This window comes from Proteus mirabilis HI4320, assembly GCF_000069965.1.
Taxonomy (GTDB): Bacteria; Pseudomonadota; Gammaproteobacteria; order Enterobacterales; family Enterobacteriaceae; genus Proteus; species Proteus mirabilis.
Map to the genome: position 1 here is coordinate 1,282,177 of NC_010554.1, position 20,954 is coordinate 1,303,130.

The 20,954-nt window shown below is 36.7% G+C and carries 16 protein-coding genes; 12 read left to right on the forward strand and 4 right to left on the reverse strand.

The genetic code is table 11. The features are described 5' to 3' along the window. Positions 1-15: 15 nt before the first annotated feature. The 7 genes from ahpF (at position 16) to PMI_RS05885 (ending at position 8,478) form a co-directional block, all read left to right on the forward strand. The gene (ahpF, locus tag PMI_RS05855) at positions 16-1,581 is read left to right on the forward strand and encodes an alkyl hydroperoxide reductase subunit F (protein WP_012367904.1); all 1,566 of its coding nucleotides are present in this window, start codon (positions 16-18) and stop codon (positions 1,579-1,581) included. A 312-nt stretch (positions 1,582-1,893) separates the two neighbouring features. After that, on the forward strand, positions 1,894-2,886 hold the full coding sequence (locus tag PMI_RS05860) for an alpha/beta hydrolase family protein (protein WP_012367905.1): 993 nt from the start codon (positions 1,894-1,896) through the stop codon (positions 2,884-2,886). Between the two features lie 261 nt (positions 2,887-3,147). After that, positions 3,148-3,630, forward strand: coding sequence for a hypothetical protein (locus PMI_RS05865; protein ID WP_004242866.1), 483 nt, complete (start codon positions 3,148-3,150; stop codon positions 3,628-3,630). 158 nt (positions 3,631-3,788) lie between these two features. After that, on the forward strand, positions 3,789-4,271 hold the full coding sequence (locus PMI_RS05870; RefSeq protein ID WP_012367906.1) for a GNAT family N-acetyltransferase: 483 nt from the start codon (positions 3,789-3,791) through the stop codon (positions 4,269-4,271). Between the two features lie 192 nt (positions 4,272-4,463). After that, entirely contained in the window at positions 4,464-5,372 is a 909-nt protein-coding gene (locus PMI_RS05875) for an AEC family transporter (protein WP_012367907.1), read from the forward strand. A 122-nt stretch (positions 5,373-5,494) separates the two neighbouring features. Beyond that, complete coding sequence (locus PMI_RS05880; RefSeq protein WP_012367908.1) at positions 5,495-6,955, forward strand: hypothetical protein; 1,461 nt, start codon at positions 5,495-5,497, stop codon at positions 6,953-6,955. A gap of 71 nt (positions 6,956-7,026) precedes the next feature. Next, positions 7,027-8,478: an AMP nucleosidase gene (locus tag PMI_RS05885; RefSeq protein WP_012367909.1), complete on the forward strand. Its 1,452-nt coding sequence runs from the start codon at positions 7,027-7,029 to the stop codon at positions 8,476-8,478. 82 nt (positions 8,479-8,560) lie between these two features. On the opposite strand, the gene PMI_RS05890 is transcribed toward PMI_RS05885, so the two are convergent. Together PMI_RS05890 and PMI_RS05895 are read right to left on the reverse strand one after the other, a co-directional pair. Next, positions 8,561-9,553, reverse strand: coding sequence for a tyrosine-type recombinase/integrase (locus PMI_RS05890; protein ID WP_012367910.1), 993 nt, complete (start codon positions 9,551-9,553; stop codon positions 8,561-8,563). A gap of 307 nt (positions 9,554-9,860) precedes the next feature. Beyond that, positions 9,861-10,898, reverse strand: coding sequence for an isoaspartyl peptidase/L-asparaginase family protein (locus PMI_RS05895; protein WP_004242876.1), 1,038 nt, complete (start codon positions 10,896-10,898; stop codon positions 9,861-9,863). A 713-nt stretch (positions 10,899-11,611) separates the two neighbouring features. Between PMI_RS05895 and PMI_RS05900 the strand changes: the two genes are divergently transcribed. From PMI_RS05900 to PMI_RS05910, 3 genes are read left to right on the forward strand one after another with little or no spacing between them, the layout of a single operon-like run. After that, on the forward strand, positions 11,612-12,685 hold the full coding sequence (locus PMI_RS05900; RefSeq protein WP_012367911.1) for an HlyD family secretion protein: 1,074 nt from the start codon (positions 11,612-11,614) through the stop codon (positions 12,683-12,685). Continuing rightward, positions 12,682-15,450: a ribosome-associated ATPase/putative transporter RbbA gene (rbbA, locus tag PMI_RS05905; protein WP_012367912.1), complete on the forward strand. Its 2,769-nt coding sequence runs from the start codon at positions 12,682-12,684 to the stop codon at positions 15,448-15,450. The genes PMI_RS05900 and rbbA overlap by 4 nt, the downstream gene beginning before the upstream one ends. Further along, on the forward strand, positions 15,451-16,578 hold the full coding sequence (locus PMI_RS05910; RefSeq protein ID WP_004242881.1) for an ABC transporter permease: 1,128 nt from the start codon (positions 15,451-15,453) through the stop codon (positions 16,576-16,578). A gap of 27 nt (positions 16,579-16,605) precedes the next feature. Here the strand turns inward: PMI_RS05910 and kdpE are convergent, their stop codons facing one another. Next, positions 16,606-17,289: a two-component system response regulator KdpE gene (gene kdpE, locus PMI_RS05915; RefSeq protein WP_004242882.1), complete on the reverse strand. Its 684-nt coding sequence runs from the start codon at positions 17,287-17,289 to the stop codon at positions 16,606-16,608. Then, the gene (kdpD, locus tag PMI_RS05920; RefSeq protein ID WP_004242883.1) at positions 17,286-19,988 is read right to left on the reverse strand and encodes a two-component system sensor histidine kinase KdpD; all 2,703 of its coding nucleotides are present in this window, start codon (positions 19,986-19,988) and stop codon (positions 17,286-17,288) included. The genes kdpE and kdpD overlap by 4 nt, the downstream gene beginning before the upstream one ends. 37 nt (positions 19,989-20,025) lie before the next feature. Here kdpD and PMI_RS05925 point away from each other — a divergent pair, with 37 nt between their 5' ends. Both PMI_RS05925 and PMI_RS05930 read left to right on the forward strand, forming a co-directional pair. Beyond that, complete coding sequence (locus tag PMI_RS05925) at positions 20,026-20,478, forward strand: tripartite tricarboxylate transporter substrate-binding protein (protein ID WP_232504909.1); 453 nt, start codon at positions 20,026-20,028, stop codon at positions 20,476-20,478. Positions 20,479-20,508: 30 nt separating this feature from the next. Then, positions 20,509-20,943 (forward strand): tripartite tricarboxylate transporter TctB family protein, encoded by a 435-nt coding sequence (locus tag PMI_RS05930; protein ID WP_012367913.1) that lies wholly within the window; start codon positions 20,509-20,511, stop codon positions 20,941-20,943. Positions 20,944-20,954 lie beyond the last annotated feature (11 nt).

Below are 20,954 nucleotides of genomic sequence, written 5' to 3' on the forward strand. Positions count from 1 at the left end.
ATTGAGGGTGCAAAAATGTTAGATAATAATTTAAAAGCTCAACTGAAAGCTTACCTAGAACGATTAACCCAGCCAGTTGAGTTAGTTGCAACATTAGACGACAGCAAACATTCTGCTGATATCCAAGCCTTATTAAAAGAAATTGAACCGTTATCTGATAAAGTCACATACCGTGAAGATAACAGTGCTAATGTGCGCAAACCATCTTTTCTTATTACCAACCCAGGGAAAACAACTGGCGTTCGTTTTGCAGGCTCGCCATTAGGTCATGAGTTTACTTCTTTAGTATTAGCATTATTACAAACCGGTGGTCATCCATCTAAAGAAGCCCCAGAATTACTTGAACAAATTCGTCAGTTAGACGGTGAGTTTCATTTCGAAACCTATTATTCGCTCTCTTGTCATAACTGCCCTGATGTTGTTCAGGCATTAAACTTAATGGCGATTTTAAATCCGAACATCACCCATACGGCGATCGACGGAGGCATGTTCCAAAATGAAATTCAGGAACGTAATATCATGGGCGTTCCTGCGGTATTCTTAAATGGCAACGAGTTTGGCCAAGGTCGTATGACTTTAGCTGAAATTGTTAGCAAAGTAGATAGCAATGCAGAAAAACGCACTGCAGAGTTATTAAATAAAAAAGATGCCTTTGATGTTTTGATTGTCGGAAGCGGCCCTGCGGGGGCATCAGCGGCAGTATATGCTGCACGTAAAGGCTTAAATACAGGTCTTATCGGTGAACGTTTTGGTGGACAAGTTCTCGATACTGTTGATATTGAAAACTATATCTCTGTACCTAAAACAGAAGGTGCAAAATTAGCTGGGGCTTTAAAAGCTCATGTTGATGATTATCAAGTTGATGTCATTGACAGCCAAACTGTCAGCCGTTTAATTCCGGGAGCAGCGGAAGGTGATCTACACCAAATTGAAACCGCATCTGGTGCGATTTTAAAAACCCGTAGCTTAATTATTGCCACGGGTGCTCGCTGGAGAAATATGAACGTACCGGGTGAAAACGAGTACCGTACTCGCGGTGTAACATACTGCCCACATTGTGATGGTCCTCTATTTAAAGGTAAAAGAGTGGCTGTTATTGGTGGTGGTAACTCGGGTGTTGAAGCTGCCATTGACTTAGCGGGTTTAGTGGAGCACGTGACCGTACTAGAATTTGCCTCAGAAATGAGAGCCGATGCTGTTTTACAAAATAAACTGCGTAGCTTAAGTAATGTCGATGTTATCTTAAATGCCCAAACAACAGAAGTATATGGAGATGGCACTAAGTTAACAGGACTGAAATATAAAGATCGCACTAACGATTCAATGCATGATATTGCCTTAGCGGGTATTTTCGTCCAAATTGGTTTACTGCCAAACACACAATGGTTAGACGGAACTGTTGAGCGTAATAAAATTGGTGAGATCGTGGTTGATTCACGTGGTGAAACCAATATTAAAGGGGTATTTGCTGCGGGTGACTGTACAACTGTTCCTTATAAACAAATTATTATCGCCGCGGGTGAAGGTGCAAAAGCCTCATTAAGCGCCTTTGATTACTTAATTCGCACAACGGCAAAATAAGCAAATCAAAGATAATCAATAAGTTATAGAGAAAGGCATCTTTTTTAAGATGCCTTTTTTTGTATATAAAATCATCAAGAAGGGCTAAAAAGTGGCTCTAAGTGTTCAAGTGTGGACAGGGTGTTGTTTAAAAATAACTTCTCAAACCAAAAACCGTTTTCTGCCTATTTAATTTTTAAGCAATTTAACCATTCCAATTAAGATACTTTTTACATCTATTTTTCTTTGTTCAAGAAAAATGCTATTCAAAATTTTTAAGCAATCTATACTATTATTCCACTACTTAAATAATCTATAAGGAAATTGATTGATATGGTTCTAAAAAAGAGATGTTTTAGACAAATTGCTCCTGCGCTTATTTTTTCTTTACTAACAATTGGTACTTTCTCGGCGAATGCGAATATCGATGTTCGCGATGAAACCTTATTTGAAGCACATCAGCGTTTTAAAACACAAATTATAAATGATAGTTTTGACAATACTGAAGCACCTTGGGAAGCGCCAGCAGAAATATTCAATGTAGTTAAATATCCGGCCAAACTAGGTGATATGTATGCTTATTTAACCCCTCCGCCGGCGAATAAAAAAAATAAACTACCTGCGGTGATTTGGCTGAATGGAGGATATGGTGGGATAGGAGGAGATGATTATTTTTGGACACCACAACCAGTTGAAAATGACCAAACAGGAGCGACGTTTCGTGATCCTAATATGGTACTCATGATACCTTCTTTTCGTGGTGAAAATACCAACCCTGGTCGCTATGAAATGTTTTATGGTGAATTAGAAGATTTAGACTCAGCTAGAGAATATTTAGCGTCATTACCTTATGTTGATCCTAAACGTATTTACGTAGTAGGACATAGCACTGGGGGAACGAGAGCATTATTGGCTAGTGAATACAGTGATAAATTCAGGGCAATATTCTCTTTAGGAGGAATACCTGATCTTAAACTACGCACAGAAGGGCGGATGATGGTTGAATTACCCTTTGATAAAAATAACGAAGAAGAATTTAATGTCCGTTCTGTATACCGCTATATTAAATCAATAAAAACACCAACATTTTATTTTGAAGGTCATGATTATTTTTGGGATGAATTCAATGAATTACGTGTGGTTGCAATGGAACACGATATTCCTCTGAAAATTTATAATATAAAAAATGGAGATCATTTTAATATTATTGTCCCTGTCAGCCAATTAATTAAAGAAAAAATATTGCAAGATACTGATACAAATAAAGAAAGTAATATTCGATTCACTAACGAAGAAATTAAGTGGATCAATAAAATGGTGAAATAAATTTTAAAATAATAAAACTGCTCTATTATCAATTAGATAAAAGAGCGGTAGTATCTATTTTGAGCCGATATAGTGCGTCTAAAATTTCATCATATGTGCTTAAAAGTATTTAGAACTTTGTTGACAGTCTCTTTCAATTATCAAAACAGAAGATGCTAGAATTGTTTATATTGTCTTATAAACATATAGTTTTAGGTAAAAATATTAAGTATATTATATATGATATGAAAGAATACAATTTTAAAATAGAAAGGATTGAATATGAAAACTAAAATAGTTTATCAATGGAAGGAAAAAAGACGGGATAGACTCTCTTTTTTAGGAGCAGAAGTGGTTTTTTCTGTGTTATTTGGTATTGTAAACGGTTTAATATATATGTTATTTATGACCTTGTTACCTGATTCCGTTGAGAATGATCCTGATAAATTATTTTTTTACCAATTCTCTTTTAGTTCTTATGGTATAGTCGAATTCATATTATTAATAGCACAAATCTACGTATTTGCACTTATTTTAACTCAACGAGTAAGAGATTTCGGTTTCAAATATCCTATCACTATTGCACTGATCTTTACCATTGGCACCATGGTCCTTACACCATATCCATTACTTATTTCTTCAGATACAATGGTAATAGTGCGTTTTATTTTATTATTAGGATATGTTATTGCATTATTATTACCATCTTCGAATAATGTTGAGTGTAATAACGATGAAAATAATAAGATAACCATACTAAAATAGTTAACTAATAAGTGAATTATCCTAAGTGTATCAGGCGTAATGGATACACTTAGGACATTATAAAAATAATATTATAATAGTGGTATAAGAAGAAAATATAAAAATAGTGAATAATAACTTCTATAATTGCAATATCTACAGTGACTAATGAGGTTATAATGGAAGGTGTTCAATTTAGGCTTGCGGAGCCTCATGAAGCAAAACGATTATGGTATTTAAGAAATAAAGCGTTACGTTTTGGCTGTCAACATGTCTATCCGCCCGATATATTAGCCGCTTGGACTCCTGATGAAATGCCTGACGGCTATAGACAATCTATTATTAATAATCCTTTCTATGTTATTGATGATAAAAAGTTGTCTATTCCCGTGGCTTCTGGTTTTTTAGATCTTAAAACTGGCTTTGCTGAAGCCATTTTTACATTACCGGAATGCATGGGAAAAGGATATGCAGGACTTATTCTTAAACAGCTACAATATGAAGCTAAACAAAGAAATTTTGTTCAGTTATTTTTAGATGCAACGCCTAATGCGATGCTATTTTATTTAAAACAAGGGTTCACTGTTTTAGAAGAGCGAGAGTACTATTCTAGCTTGGCTCAGGCAAGTTTACACTGTTATCGAATGTATATTGATTTATAAAATTTATAAATAGTGCCTTATTGACATAAAAATTATACCTAGCATTATAGAACAGAAAAAGTTGGGCTTAAAATGCGAAAATTTTTTATTTTTATCATTTTTTGAATTAGCTTTTATATTAACAATATCAGTTGGTAATTTTGCTAATGTTACGATATTGTAAATTATGACTATTTTTCTGGGGCACACACTATGCAAAATGTGTTGTTAACGTTATGGCCTTTATTTGCGTTAATTGCGCTAGGCGCTATTTTAAGAAGAAATAAAGCATTTGAACCTGCATTTTGGGTAGGGGCTGAAAAATTAAATTATTTTTTACTCTTTCCTGCATTACTTCTCAATAGCTTGGCTAATGCTCCTTTATCTGATCCTCAATTACCTCACCTTGCTGGGGCTATTTTCTCAGTAGTCATCATTACCACTATTTTGTGTGTTATTTTTAAAAAAATAACCGGCTGGTCTGCTGGCCGTTTTGGTGCGATCGTTCAAGGCAATATTCGGTTTAACACTTATTTAGGTTTAGCTATTGTCGCTGATTTATTTGGCGTTGAAGGTTTAGGAATAGCTGCTTTGATATTAGCAACCTTGGTTCCTCTATCAAATGTGACTTCAGTGCTTTGTTTAACCGCAGGGCAAAATGTAACTTTTCGTCAATTAATCTTCCCAATTATTAAAAATCCATTAATTATCTCTTGCGTAATAGGGATTGTTATCAATTTATCAGGAATAGGGCTTCCTTTTGGTAGCGATCAATTTCTAAAATTGTTAGCTGCGACTAGTTTACCTTTAGGGCTTATCTGTATTGGTGCGGCATTACATTTATCAACACTAAAAGCAGAAAGTAAAATGATTAGTATTAACACAGTGACTCGGTTGCTTATTGTACCGATAATTGCATATAGTGTTGCTAATTTTTTAGGTTTGTCTCCATTAGTTATGATGCTTTTAGTCATTTTCTTTTCTATCCCTACAGCCCCAACTTCTTATATTTTAACTCGACAGCTAGGAGGGGATTCTGAGCTAATGGCGGGGATCATTACTTCACAAACCATGCTTGCAGCAATTACCTTGCCGATCGTATTAAGTTTTTTAATTCCATAAATTTAAAGGAAATGCGACTAATATTATTTATCGTGGGTGATTTTTTATAGCATAGTGTCACTAAAAGTGTTCTTCTCTTAAATGTAATTTTAATTATTATATGGTTAATTTAAGAGGAAAATATGATGAGTGTAAAAATTAATCACAATGATATTTCTAGTTTACAGATATTAAGAATATCACAAGGAGAAAAAACAAAAGATGTGATGTCATTATGGGATAAAATAAAAGACTGGTTCCAATCAAACAAAAGAGAAAAAGCACTAAAAATAGTTGAAAACATTGTAGTTGAAGAGAAATTTGATGACAAAAACAATTTTAAAATGCTATATCATGTTTTAATGCTAAAAACTATGGCTTCAGATGCATATAAAGAAAGAATAAAAATCAATACTAATGATAATGATAAAAATATTACGATTTCAATAGATAATTATAATATTTCTATAACGGATATAGACAATGAACAACTTAATAAAATGTCAACAATAATTAATGCATTTAATCGGCATTCATTAATTTTTTCTAATGAAATTGCATTGAAATGTCTATATGAAAAGTTAGATAAAAATGAGCTTAATGATCAAATTTTTGCTGAGTTGTATATTGAATTAGATAATAAAATACGTTCTGGTGAAATAGACTTAAAGCTTAATAAAAGTAACTTTAATCAAGTTAACTTTAGTGCTATAAGACAGCTCGTAAGCAAAGCGATAGAAAATGATAATACTAACTTAGATACAGAAAATGATAATGCTAACTTAGAAAATGATAATGCTAACTTAGAAAATGATAATATTAACTTAGAAAATGATAATGCTAACTTAGAAAATGATAATGCTAACTTAGAAAATGATAATATTAACTTAGAAAATGATAATGCTAACTTAGAAAATGATAATGCTAACTTAGAAAATGATAATGCTAACTTAGAAAATGATAATGCTAACTTAAATATAAAAAAGGCACTAATAAAAGATATAAATAGAAATACTTATATTTTCAATGGTAAAGAAATAAAAAGTAAAGATCAAGACGAGGCAATGGAAGAATTTGAAACTTTAACTAAAGATATCTCAGAGAAAAATAAAAAGGCAATTTATTATTTACTAAATCAAGAAGGGATTACCTTAATTAAATCATATAATGATTCTTTTGATTACTACACATTAACAACATCTTTTTCTATGAGTAATGTTGTTAAGCAAGAACAAATTTATAGTATAAAGACTCTTTCTGATGATTTAATTGAATTAAAAATAAAATTTTTTAAAAAAAGTAGCGATAAAATAAATCTAAATATTCCCTTAGCTCAACCATTTGAAAGTAAGTTATATAATTTTATCTATGATATGGTTGCTATTAATAATAATATCGAAATAACTTATGATAAAATTTTAAATGAAAAGATGAACGAGATAATAAAACAACTAAATAATAAAAAACCAAGGCTAGGAGAGCTATTCTCCCATCTATTGAGTCGAAATAAAATCATTAAAGAAGACAGCGTTGATATTACGTTAAAACTAAATAAAGGACAACTAGTCTCATTAGGTGGAGAATGCTCATATAATTTTTATTAATTTTATCCTTTGGTCAAAATAGAGCTTCTTGCTATGATGTGAAAAACGTGAGAATAAGTAGAGGCTCCTTTATGTCAAAACCTCATAACCCAGAAATTCAAAAAATTATTAATCAGTTAAAACAACAATATCAAAATGCTGTTGATGCCTTACGTAATGCTATTATTATGTATGCTCAAGATGGAAAATTACCTGATATAAAACAAAGGGCTGAAGGTCTATTTGCTTATCCGCAATTAACCGTACATTGGTATGGTGATGTTAAAAAAGAAGATAAAACAAGAGCTTATGGGCGTTTATCAAAATCAGGTACTTATTCTACGACTATCACCAATCCAACTTTATTTGAAAATTATTTAACTGAGCAACTGCAACTTATTGCGGATGCTTATCATGTCTCTTTTGAAGTGACGGCCTCAAAACAAGAGATACCATATCCTTTTGTCATTGATGGCACTGGCATTGGTTTTGATCGGTCAATGAGCGCCTCTTTAGCAAAATATTTTCCGACTACCGATCTCTCTAAAATTGGTGATGATATTACCGATGGTTTAATTGATGACAGCGAGCTTTTACCTCTTTCACATTTTGATGCACTACGGACGGATTTTTCTTTGGCTCGTTTAAAGCATTATACCGGAACTTTACCTGAAGATGTGCAACCTTATATTTTATTCACCAATTATAATCGCTATGTGGATGAGTTCGTTCGTTGGGCCTGTGCACAAGTTGCTGATAAAAATAGTCCATATTGCGCACTTTCTTGTGCAGGTTTTCAGCAAATAACCGCCGATACGGTTGATCCGGAAAAATTAATTTCTGATCTGACATGGAAAAAATATCAAATGCCCGCCTATCATTTAATTGCAAAAGAAGGGCCGGGAATAACATTAGTGAATATTGGTGTTGGGCCGTCAAACGCCAAAACAATTTGTGATCATCTGGCGGTTCTACGTCCTCATGTTTGGTTAATGATTGGTCATTGTGGCGGCTTAAGAGAAAGCCAATTATTAGGTGATTACGTTTTAGCTCATGCTTATTTACGAGATGATCATATTTTAGATGCTGTATTACCGCCAGATATTCCTATTCCTAATATTGCTGAAGTTCAGCGTGCACTTTATGATGCCACTAAAGCCATTAGCGGTAAGCCTGGACATGAAATCAAACAACGATTAAGAACAGGAACGGTTGTGACAACAGATGATCGTAATTGGGAATTACGTTTTTCAGCAACATCAAGGCGATTTAGTTTAAGTCGAGCCGTTGCCGTGGATATGGAAAGTGCCACTATTGCCGCTCAAGGTTATCGTTTTCGCGTTCCTTATGGCACTTTGTTATGTGTATCTGATAAACCGTTACATGGTGAAATAAAATTACCAGGACAAGCTAATCACTTTTATGAAGGTGCGGTATCAGAGCATTTGCAAATAGGTATTCATGCAATTGAGTTATTAAAAGACGAAGAGGATAAATTACATTCTCGTAAATTAAGAACCTTTAATGAGCCGCCATTTAGATAAGCCATAGCTAAAATTAATAAGATGAAAATTTATATACCCAATATCATTGATTGAATTGGGTATATTTTTACAATATAAAAGGCTAAAAACGTAAATGTCGAGCCGCTTTTCTAAGACGATCATCACCACGTCTATCATAGCGCTGTGTAGTCATAATACTGGCATGACCCATGGCATCTTTTACGGTTACAATATCTTCGCCATTATCTAACATTGCAGAGGCAAAAGTGCGTCGCAGATCGTGAGGAGCAAATTTATCAATGCCACTTTCTTGTTGGCGTGTCTCTAAAATATAATAAATGGCTTGGTCTGTTATTCGTTCATCTGTTACATCATCAAAGCGGCGAATACGTGTGAAAAGGGCGCCATCTTGTGCTCCCCTTATTTCATCGATCCATAACTGAACACGCTCCCAAGTATCTTCTGGCATATAGGATATTCTTTCTTTATTACCTTTTCCTCTGACAATAAAAGCTTGATCACGAAATTGAATATGCTCGTAATTAAGCGCAACAATTTCTGAACGGCGTAATCCACAGCCAAGTAGTACACTTAATATGGCCGCATCTCTTAAACCTTTTGAGGAGTGGTCTTTTTCACAACAGCGAAAAAGTGCGCGAATTTCATGTCCAGTAAGCGCTCGACCTTTAGGTAATCGACTGCCTCTTACCGATTTAACTTGGCGAATATGTTGATAGCTTTCTGTATCCATCAATTTCATCGCCCATGCTTCTAAAGCGACACCTTTTAGTGCAGCTAAATAAGTGTTAATCGTGGCGGGTGCTTTATCCGCATCAGATAACATGTCGATAATTGCTTGAATATGGTGGCGGCGAAGTGCTCCCCATTGGCAATGCTTTATTGAAGAGAAGCCAATCATTTTTGCCACGATAGTTAAAAATGATCCCATCGTTTGGCGACTACGTTTAGAACCTAAACTGCGTAAATAAGCCAGTGCAGGGTTAGTTTGTGTCGGAGAGGTGAAAGTTGCATTGAGATCTAATAATGGTTGTTTTTCCGCCAATACAAGTGATGTTTCTGGTGTTATTTCTTGATCGTCGTGGTGAAAATCCACAGCAATTTCCTTATTAAATCAATATAACTATGCTGAATATTCTAACAGATCTAAAAAAGAAAAAAGCTACTTTTTCAAAGGATCATTTTAATAAGTAGAGGCGATCATGTTTGTTTTTAGTGCATAATGTTTGTTTTATAAACGGTTTTAGAGTGCGAAGTGAACAGTGGGTTTTACCCATGAAAGGAATAAAGAGATCAAAATAGAGGGATGATCGTGGAAATGGCTTAATATTATGCCTTTGGTTTATCTGTATTTTTAATAACAGTCGCTAAAAACCAAAGGCATAGTTTTAAAATAATGAAGGTTAATCTTTATAAATGGCGACTAGTGGTTTGCCATCATTACCAATGGTGCCTCGATACATTCCCTCAGAGTTAAAGCTCATCGTATAGTTTCCAGATTTGTCTAATACGATAACACCACCACTTCCATTTATCGCTTTTACTTCATCAAGTGCATTTTGTGCCGCTTGCTCTAGTGGTAGTTTTTGATATTTAACTTGGGCTGCAATATTAAATGCGGTCAGCGTTCTAATAAACATTTCACCTGATCCTGTTGCCGATACCGCAACCGTTTCATTATCCGCATAATTACCTGCACCGATAATAGGGGAATCGCCCACACGCCCATAACGTTTATTGGTCATTCCACCTGTTGATGTTCCCGCCGCTAAATTACCATGTTGGTCTAATGCAACAGCGCCAACAGTGCCGTATTTATAATCATACATCATCGGATCAGCAAAAAGAGCCGCAGTTTTACCATCATGATCTAATACAACTTGTTCTTTTTCTAATGCTTTTTGTAGTTGTTGCCAACGATATTCAGTACGAAAATAACTCGGATCAACGATGGTTAACCCTTGCTCTTTGGCAAAAAGATCAGCCCCTTGAGAAACCATCATAACATGTGGACTTTTTTCCATTACCGCAATAGCGGCATTAATCGGATTTTTTACTGTGGTAACACCAGCAACAGCACCCGCTTTGCGCGTTTTACCATCCATAATAGAAGCATCAAGTTCGTTTCTACCATCGTGAGTAAAAACAGCACCTTTACCTGCATTAAAAAGAGGAGAGTCTTCCATAACATTAATCGATTTTTGTACGGCTTCAATACTGGTGCCTCCACTATTTAAAACAGCATATCCAGCATTTAATGCTTCGGTCAGTTTGGCTTTATATTCTTTTTCTTGTTCTGGGGTGATGGTATCTTTCGTTATTGTACCTGCACCACCATGAATAACGAGGCGGATAGGGGCTTGTGTATTATTAGCTAACGCAGAAGAGGCAAAAAGAGTACAAAGGGTAAGTGTAGCGAGCTTATAGTTAATGTTTTTCATATAAACCTTCTCTTAATCGGATTGAGTTGTGTATTTGCAGGGATGTTATTACTTTAATTGTATATTGTTATTTGATATATAATTATTAACTGCAATAATCACTATATAAAAACTTTACCTAATAAGTGGTCTGATGACAGGCAAAAATAACAAATAATTTCAATTTAAATTAATGCTATAATAATCAAACTGTTATATTTAAGGAGTTTTATGCAATTAATTTAAAATTAAATCTTGCAAATAAAATATTAAAATAAAAGTATGTTGGTTATTATTTATTTTTAATGTTGTTAAATTTATAGCAAAATCAAAAAATAGCTAACTTCATCAACATTAAATATGTGACCTCGATCAATTATCGTAACCAAGTGTTATTATTATATTTTGATTTTAATGAAGCTAATGGATGCTAAATTTTATACATTTTGTGTGTTATCTCGAATAATCAAATTTTGATAGTGTATTATGTGATAAAAGTACTACATTAAATTCACACAACACACTATCATATTCTTATTATATTTTATAATTCATATGGTTAACTTTTGTTTTTCTCTTTTTTTATTTTATTTTAATTCGCTTTATATATATAAATGGACTATTTTTAAAGAAGATGAAATAAAATTAAAAATTGTTATTTAACTATTTTCTTACACACAGTAAATCACAAAAAATTGGGTTATTTATGGCAAAAGGAAGGTTAAATAATTTATATGAAAAATCAAAAAACGAATCGTTTTTTTGTTTACGGCATTATTATTGTTGCAATTATTGCAGCAGGTATTTTTTGGTGGAAAACACAATCACCAGCACTCCCTGATGGGTTTGCTCAAAGTAATGGGAGAATTGAAGCTACTGAAATTGATATTTCAACCAAAACACCAGGAAGAATTGACACTATTTTGGTTAAAGAGGGGGATTTTGTTAAAGCGGGTGAAGTGTTGGCAACAATGGATACTCGTACCTTAAAAGAGCAACTTCATGAAGTTCAAGCCCAACTAGAGCAAGCCAAAAGTAGCGTTATGACGGCAGAGTCGGCACTTTCTCAACGTCAAAGTGAGCAAGTTGCAGCGCAGGCGGTTGTTCGTCAGCGTATTGCAGAGCTTGACGCATCAGTAAAACGCCTTAACCGATCTCGAGCATTAGTTAAAACAAAAGCAATTTCCATTCAACAACTGGATGATGATATAGCAAGAACCGAAGGGGCTCGTGCTGCTGTTGAAGCTGCAAAAGCACAAGTGACTGCAACCATTGCGGCAATTGATTCGGCAAAGTCTGGAATTATTCAAGCAAAAACTAAAGTTGATGCAGCAACAGCTACCGAACGACGTATTATGGCTGAGTTGGATGATAGTATCTTAAAAGCTCCTCGTAATGGCCGTGTACAATATCGTGTTGCGGAACCCGGTGAAGTGCTAGGCGCTGGCGGTCGAGTGTTAAATATGGTCGACCTTAGTGATGTGTATATGACATTCTTTTTGCCAACTGAAGCCGCTGGTAAAGCAGCCTTAGGCAGTGATGTCCATATTATTTTGGACGCAGCCCCACATATTGTGATCCCTGCGAAAACGACTTATGTTGCCAGTGTTGCACAGTTTACCCCTAAAACGGTTGAAACTGACAATGAACGTTTGAAACTGATGTTTCGTGTAAGAGCGAGGATCTCCCCTGAATTACTAGAGAAACACCTTGAATATGTCAAAACAGGTTTACCGGGACGTGCCTATATTCGCTTAGATAATAGCCAACCTTGGCCGACTGATTTAGAGGTGAAATTACCACAATGAGTCAACTAATGAGAACGCAAAGTCATTCTCATATCATTGAATTGACTCATGTATCCCAACATTATGGTGATACCAAAGCACTTGATGATGTGACATTGACTATTCCTGCCGGAAAAATGGTCGGCTTAATAGGCCCGGATGGTGTCGGAAAATCGAGTTTAATTTCTCTTATTTCAGGAGCCAGAGAAATTCAGCAAGGGCAAGTGATAGTACTTAATGGTGATATGAATGATGTTAATCACCGGCGAGCTGTTTGCCCCAAAATTGCCTATATGCCACAAGGGTTAGGTAAAAATCTTTATCACACACTTTCTGTTTTTGAAAACGTCGATTTCTTTGGTCGCTTATTTGGTCAATCCAAACAAGAGCGAGAAGAGCGCATCAATGATTTACTTGAAAGTACGGGGTTAGCGCCTTTTAAGGATAGACCTGCGGGTAAACTATCTGGTGGTATGAAGCAAAAACTGGGGCTTTGCTGTGCATTAATTCATGATCCACAATTGCTGATCCTCGATGAACCCACCACAGGGGTTGACCCATTATCACGGGCGCAATTTTGGGAGTTAATTAATCGTATCCGTAAACGTCAAACCAATATGAGCGTATTGGTTGCGACGGCTTATATGGAAGAGGCTGAGCGTTTTGATTGGCTGGTTGCAATGGATGCAGGTAAGGTTTTAGCCACAGGTCATGCGGAAGAATTAAAGGCGCAAACGGCGACAGATGAATTAGAAGCTGCTTTTATTGAGCTTTTACCGGAAGAAAAACGCAAAAACCATCAAAAAGTGATTATTCCTCCACGGGATAAAAGTGATGACGATATTATCGCCATTGAGGCCAAAGAATTAACAATGCGCTTTGGTCAGTTTGTTGCTGTTGATCATGTCAGTTTTCGTATTCCTAAAGGCGAAATTTTTGGTTTTCTAGGCTCGAATGGTTGTGGTAAATCCACCACCATGAAAATGCTTACAGGTTTACTTGAGGCAAGTGAAGGGCGCGCTTGGTTATTTGGGCAAGAGGTTGATCCAAAAGATATCGAAACCCGTAAACGCGTTGGTTATATGTCGCAAGCATTCTCACTGTATAGCGAATTAACGGTTCGACAAAATTTAGAGCTACATGCCAAACTCTTTCATATCCCAGAACAGGATATTCCTCAACGTATCAAAGAAATGAGTGAGCGTTTTAATTTGACCGATGTGGAAGATATGATGCCTGACGGTTTACCTTTAGGTATTCGACAACGCTTATCGTTAGCGGTGGCAGTGATCCACAAACCAGAAATGCTGATCCTTGATGAACCCACCTCTGGGGTTGACCCTATCGCTCGAGATATGTTCTGGAAGCTGATGGTTGATCTCTCAAGACGTGACGGTGTCACTATTTTTATCTCTACCCACTTTATGAATGAAGCGGCGCGCTGTGACAGAATGTCTCTGATGCATGCCGGAAAAGTGCTAGTGACAGATACTCCGGCTAATTTAGTGAAAAATAGTCAATTTGATACACTAGAAGAAGTATTTATTGATTATTTGAAAAAAGCATCCGGTGAAACAGAAACGCCCGATATTGAAGATAAACAGCTACAATTGCCTGCCTCTAGTGAAGAAAGTGCGGAAAAAGCGTTAAAACAACGATTTAGTTTACGCCGTTTATTTAGTTATAGCATTCGTGAAGGGATGGAATTACGCCGTGACCCAGTACGCCTTACCTTAGCATTACTAGGCACGGTAATATTGATGTTTATTATGGGTTACGGCATCAGTATGGATGTTGAAAACCTACGCTTTGCCATTATGGATAGAGATCAAACAGGGCTAAGTCAGGCTTATAGTCAAAACCTATCAGGCTCTCGCTATTTTATTGAAAAAGCGCCGATTACCGATTATAACCAACTTGAGCGTCGTCTCCGCAGTGGTGATATTACTGTTGCGATTGAAATTCCGCCTAATTTTGCTCGAGATGTTGCTAAAGGACATAAAGTAAAAATAGGGGTTTGGATTGATGGCGCGATGCCAAATCGTGCAGAAACTGTCCGTGGGTATATTCAGGCAATGCATCTAACTTGGATGTTAGATATGGCCATGCGTCAACCTACCAATATGGTTGATCAATTTTCCCCCATTGATATCGAAACCCGTTATCGTTATAACCCTGATGTAAAAAGTTTACCCGCTATAGTACCTGCGGTTATTCCGTTGTTGTTGATGATGATCCCCGCGATGTTAAGCGCCTTGAGTGTGGTACGTGAAAAAGAGCTAGGCTCTATTATTAATTTATACGTTACTCCGGTCACTAAAGCCGAGTTTTTATTAGGCAAACAGATCCCCTATATTTTATTGGGAATGTTTAACTTTTTTATGCTCTGTGCGCTTTCGGTATTTGTTTTTGGTGTCAGTTTTAAAGGAAGCATGTTAACACTCTCATTAGGGGCGTTGCTTTATATCACTATTGCTACGGGAATGGGATTACTGATTTCTTGTTTTATGAAAAGTCAGATTGCGGCTATTTTTGGTACTTCAATTATTACCTTAATTCCTGCTACGCAATTCTCCGGCATGATTGACCCAGTATCATCATTAGAAGGTATTGGTAAATGGATAGGGCATATTTATCCGACTTCTCACTTTCTTACTATCACTCGAGGAACGTTTTCAAAAGGACTTAACTTATTTGATTTGCCTTGGTCTTTTATTCCGTTACTTATCACGATCCCCATTGTGATTGGGCTGAGTGTCTTTTTCTTGAAAAAGCAGGAGGCTTAAATGTGGCATACCGTACAAAATATTTTTAATTTAGGAATAAAAGAGTTACGAAGTTTATCCCGTGATAAGGCGATGCTGGCATTAATTGTGTTTGCCTTTACCGTATCAATATACTCATCGGCTACTGTAACACCAGGCTCATTACACCATGCGCCGATAGCGGTGGCTGATCAGGATAAATCTCAACTTTCGGCCCGTATTGTCAATAGCTTTTATATGCCTTACTTTTTACCCCCTGCAGATATTACACCCGAGCAGATTGATGGTTTATTAGATAGAGGAACTTATACTTTTGCGTTAGATATTCCGCCTAATTTTCAACGCGATCTACTCGCAGGACGTAAGCCAGAAATTCAAGTCAATATTGATGCAACACGGATGAGCCAAGCTTTCTTAGGAAATAGCTATATTCAAAATATCGTTATGGGAGAAGCGAAAACTTTTCTTGCTAAAGAGCGCACTAACGATCCACTGCCTGTGGATTTAGAAGTTAGAATGAGCTTTAACCCAAACTTAACACAATCTTGGTTTGGCTCAGTTATGGCGATAATCAATAACATTACCATGCTATCTATTGTATTAACCGGGGCGGCACTAATACGAGAGCGAGAGCATGGCACTATTGAACACTTATTAGTTATGCCTGTCACACCATTTGAGATCATGCTGTCTAAAATATGGTCAATGGGATTGGTTGTATTGTTAGCGTCGGCCATGTCTTTAGTGCTAGTGGTTAAATCACTGCTACATGTGCCGATCGAAGGCTCTGTTTTGTTATTTATGTGTGGGGTCGCGTTAAGTTTATTTGCAACGACATCCATTGGTATTTTCTTAGGCACTATGGCGCGCTCAATGCCACAATTTGGTTTATTGATGATTATGGTATTGTTGCCATTAAATATGTTGTCTGGAGGGATGACCTCAAGAGAGAGTATGCCTCAGTTTGTACAAGATGTGATGCAAACTATGCCAACCACACATTTTGTCAGCCTTGCACAAGCGATATTGTATAGAGGCGCAGATTTCTCGATTGTTTGGCCTCAATTTATCGTTTTAATTATTATTGGCTCAGTCTTTTTTGCATTGGCACTGTTACGTTTTAGAAAAACGATATCTGCAATGGCTTAGTCGTTCTGATAAACCGAAAAAAGAGACTTAAGGCATAAAACGATAACCGATCCCCGTTTCAGTAATTAAGTGCACTGGACAGGTGGGATCGGTTTCTATTTTCTGACGTAGATGCCCCATATAAATTCGCAAATAATGGCTATGCTCTACAAAGTTAGGCCCCCAAACATGCTGCATTAAATGACGTTGAGTTAATACTTTTCCACTATTGTTGACAAGTTCACTGAGTAGACGAAATTCGGTCGGAGTAAAGTGAATGGGTACGCCTTGGCGAGTGACTATTCTTTTAACCCAATCAATAGTGATATCACCAAATGTAAATTGAGTCGTTTCTGTTTCTTGTTTGACAAAGCGACGTAATGAAGCACGAACCCGAGCTAGTAATTCACTCATACCGAAGGGTTTAGTTAAATAATCATCAGCTCCAGCGTCTAAAGCATCAACTTTATCTTGTTCAGAATCTCTGGCGGATAACACAATAATCGGCGTGCTACTCCATTGGCGGAAATCTTGAATAAAGCAAAGCCCATCTTTATCAGGTAATCCCAGATCAAGAATGACTAAATCAGGTTTTCTTGATGCTGCTTCTATTAATCCTCGTTGACATTCTGAGGCGTCATAAACACGAAAACCTTCGTTCTCTAATGCAAGGCGAACGAATCGTAAGATCTCTTTTTCATCTTCAACAATCAATATGTTATATGGCGTCACTGTTTTATTTCAATCTCATCAATATTCGGTAGTGATTTTAAAGGTAAAACAAAGTGAAAACTGGCTCCACCTTTTTTATTATTTTCAGCCCAAATTTTACCTTCATGTAAGTGGATAATAGCACTGCAAATAGCAAGACCCAGCCCAACCCCCGGAATGGCGGACTCTTTTACTGCACGTGAAAATTTATTAAAAATAAGCTGCAATTGTTCAGTGGGAATACCTGCGCCTTCATCCCAAACTTCAACATGAATTTGATCCTCTTCAACCGTAGCTTTTATGCCTAATTTAGTTTGTGATGCGGTATATTTGACTGCATTTTCTAACAAATTAGTTAACACGCGCTCAATTAACAGACTATCGCAATAGAGTAATAAATCAGCTGGAATATCAATTTGTAATGGGTGTTTATCAAGTAAATAAGAGAGTGAACGTACTGCACTTCCAGCAATTTCTTGCAGTAAATTCCACTGCAAGTTGACTTGGATCCCCCCAGATTGAATACGTGCCATATCCAGTAAATTGTTGACTAAGCGGGAGGTCGTCAAAATTTGTTGGCGGATCTGACTAACTTGTTCAGTATGAGCAGAGCCCTCAGCACTTAAGTCTAGAAGAAGAATTTCAGACTGGCCAAACAGGACGGTAAGTGGTGTTTTTAGATCATGAGAAAGGGCGGCTAAGAGCGCATTTCTTAATTGTTCTCGTTCTATATTAATACGAGATTGTTCGGCCATTTCCGCCTGTTGTAACCGTTCAAGAGCATTGGCAATTAGGCCATTAAATGTCTGTAGGAGTTGCTGTTGTTCAGGAATAAGTACTTGGCGTAGATTATTTGGCTCAATCGCTAAAATCGCTAATACTTGTTGAGATGCGCTAATAGGGTGCAACTGATAAGGGACACTAGGTAGGGTATCCGTTCCTGCACCTGCGATTTGATCTTTATCCCAACACCAACGGGCAATACCACTATCAATGGGAAGTTGTCCCATACCTTCAGCATTGTATGGCGTTAATTCACCATGATGATTAGGCATTAATAAACAAACTTTGGCATCAAAAGCACTTGATAAGAAATGATAACTAGTACGTACCACTTCTTCTAAAGTCAGTGCCCGACTCAGCTCTCGGGTCATTTCAAATAAATGACGAGTGCGTTGTTCTCTATAACGAGCAACCCGGGTTTGATAACGCATTCCCGCAGTTAAATTACCCACCACTAACCCAACAATGAGCATTACGGAAAAAGTCACTAAATACTGCATATCTAATACAGCCAGTGAAAAATGCGGTTGTACAAAGAACAAATCAAAGCTTATCACATTGATTAAAGCGGCAAAAATAGAAGGACGACGACCAAAAAATAGCGCGATAAGAACAACGCCTAATAAATAAAGAGTAACTAAATTCGCCTTATCTAACGCTAACAAAAAAGTACGTGAAAAAAGCGTAATAGCTAGACATAAACCAATAGCTGTTAGATAACCTTTAAGATTTTGGCGCCATTTATCATTTTGTGGCACAAATGTTTTTGTTTTATAACGCGGCTCTTCTTCATTTAAAGCGACACTGATAACATGCAAGTCAGGTGCATAACGCGCTAACCTTTCTGCGAAACGCATACGGACCCAACGTTTTAACCATTGCCACTTTTGATAGGGGCGTTGACCGATAATCACCTTGCCTAAATTATGCTCTCTGGCATAGCGGATCACCGCTTTTTCCGCTTGATTATCAGAAAGGATCGCCGTTCTTGCCCCTAGGTGTTGTGCTAACTTGAGGGAATGTAAAATAGCACGGCGTTTATGCTCACCTATCTGATGTAGCTTTGGTGTTTCAACATAAATAGCATGCCATTGGCAACCAAAAGCAGCAGCATAACGAGCAGCAGTACGCACTAATTTATCATTTCTTCCATGAGCACCAAGACAAACCATTAAACTATCAGTAGTATGCCAAACAGGCGTACCACCTTGGCTATCACGGAATTCTTTTACTTGGGAATCAACGCGATCTGCCATTCGTCTTAGGGCAAGCTCTCGTAATGCAATCAAATTACCTTTACGAAAAAAATGCTCTATTGCACGCTCTGCTTGTCCTGCCAGATAAACTTTGCCTTCATTTAAGCGCTGTTGTAGGTCGTCTGGTGGTAAGTCGACCATAACTACTTCATCGGCATTATCAAAGATATAATCAGGAATCGTCTCTTGAACGCGAATGCCAGTAATACTACCAACAATATCATTAAGACTTTCAATATGTTGTACATTAATGGTGGTTAAAACATCGATGCCCGCATCAAGTAACTCTTCAACATCTTGCCAACGTTTTGGATGACGACATTTATGTGGATTACTAAAAGCCAATTCATCCATTAAGATCACCGCAGGATGTCTTGCTAAGGCCGCATCTAAATTAAAGGCAGAGAGCTTTCTACCACGATAATGTAATTTTAATGGCGGTAATAACGGTAATCCCTCAAGTTGTTGTGCCGTTTCTTGGCGCTGATGGGTTTCTACAACCCCAGCTAAGACATCAATACCTTGCTGATGTAAACGTTGAGCTTCTTGTAACATGGCGTAGGTTTTACCTACGCCGGCACAGGCACCAAAAAAGATCTTTAATCGTCCTCGATGGGGTGCTCGCGTTAATGCCAGCAAATCATCAGGAGAAGGGCGTTGCCACTGCGGAGCTTGTTCCATTTTATTACCCGCTCACTGGCATCTTAATAATATTGGCATGTTACGTGCAGCAGGTTTACCTGATAACGCAATCCGCTTTATTCCTTCCCAAGGAGCCAGTGCGGCATTACAAGAGTTAGCTTCAGGGGGCGTTGATATTGTAACGTCTTCATTAGGTGAGGCTGACAGTATGGTCAAAGCCGGATTAGTCAAACATATGGCCATTATGTCTAATGAAAAATCGGCATTTTATCCTGATGTTCCTCTCTTTAAAGAAGCAACAGGTTATGATTGGGATTTACAAGCATGGAATATGTTAGTTGCCCCTAAAGGACTTGATAAAGAAGCACAAGATAAGCTTACCGCAGCAATGAAGAAAGTTTATGCTTCAGGTGAATTAGCTGAATTTGCTAATAAACAAGGATTTGAAGTCATTGAATTGTATGGTGATGATGCGACACAATTTATGGCCAATGAAGATAAAAAGTTTGGCGAAATTATAAAAAAATAACTGAGGAAACGGCTGATAATAGCCGTTTTTATGCCTATGCTAAATCGTCATATATTATCATTTATATTTTGCCTATTTGGATTATTTCTTATTATTTATAGCGCCTATTCATTAGGTGATTTTAGTGAATATGGTGCGGCTTTTATGCCTTCACTAATTGGTGGAGGAATGATTGTTTTTTCATTATTAGATATTTTTGCAAAAAAGCAGCAAATGGATACACCTTTGGTGACATGGCATGAAATAAAATTTGTGTTATTAATTATTGGTATCATTCTATTTTATGTGTTTTTTGCTGAATACCTTGGTTTTATTGTTACGGGATTTATTGTTATTGCACCGTTAATGATGAAATACGCAAAAGTAAAACCAATATTTAGTTTTATTATTTCTGCTGGAATTGTATTAGGCGTTTATTATTTATTTACCGCTGTACTGTTAGTACCGCTACCTCAATTATTTTAATAAATAGAGAA

Excerpts from the sequence above, each read along its gene's own strand:
- PMI_RS05865 (WP_004242866.1), top strand. The coding sequence starts at position 3,148 with ATGAAAACTAAAATAGTTTATCAATGGAAGGAAAAAAGACGGGATAGA.
- rbbA (WP_012367912.1), top strand. The coding sequence starts at position 12,682 with ATGAGTCAACTAATGAGAACGCAAAGTCATTCTCATATCATTGAATTG.
- PMI_RS05885 (WP_012367909.1), top strand. The coding sequence starts at position 7,027 with ATGTCAAAACCTCATAACCCAGAAATTCAAAAAATTATTAATCAGTTA.
- kdpD (WP_004242883.1), bottom strand. The coding sequence starts at position 19,988 with ATGGAACAAGCTCCGCAGTGGCAACGCCCTTCTCCTGATGATTTGCTG.
- PMI_RS05875 (WP_012367907.1), top strand. The coding sequence starts at position 4,464 with ATGCAAAATGTGTTGTTAACGTTATGGCCTTTATTTGCGTTAATTGCG.
- PMI_RS05880 (WP_012367908.1), top strand. The coding sequence starts at position 5,495 with ATGATGAGTGTAAAAATTAATCACAATGATATTTCTAGTTTACAGATA.
- ahpF (WP_012367904.1), top strand. The coding sequence starts at position 16 with ATGTTAGATAATAATTTAAAAGCTCAACTGAAAGCTTACCTAGAACGA.
- PMI_RS05870 (WP_012367906.1), top strand. The coding sequence starts at position 3,789 with ATGGAAGGTGTTCAATTTAGGCTTGCGGAGCCTCATGAAGCAAAACGA.
- PMI_RS05925 (WP_232504909.1), top strand. The coding sequence starts at position 20,026 with ATGTTACGTGCAGCAGGTTTACCTGATAACGCAATCCGCTTTATTCCT.
- PMI_RS05895 (WP_004242876.1), bottom strand. The coding sequence starts at position 10,898 with ATGAAAAACATTAACTATAAGCTCGCTACACTTACCCTTTGTACTCTT.
- PMI_RS05860 (WP_012367905.1), top strand. The coding sequence starts at position 1,894 with ATGGTTCTAAAAAAGAGATGTTTTAGACAAATTGCTCCTGCGCTTATT.
- PMI_RS05900 (WP_012367911.1), top strand. The coding sequence starts at position 11,612 with ATGAAAAATCAAAAAACGAATCGTTTTTTTGTTTACGGCATTATTATT.
- PMI_RS05910 (WP_004242881.1), top strand. The coding sequence starts at position 15,451 with ATGTGGCATACCGTACAAAATATTTTTAATTTAGGAATAAAAGAGTTA.
- PMI_RS05930 (WP_012367913.1), top strand. The coding sequence starts at position 20,509 with ATGCCTATGCTAAATCGTCATATATTATCATTTATATTTTGCCTATTT.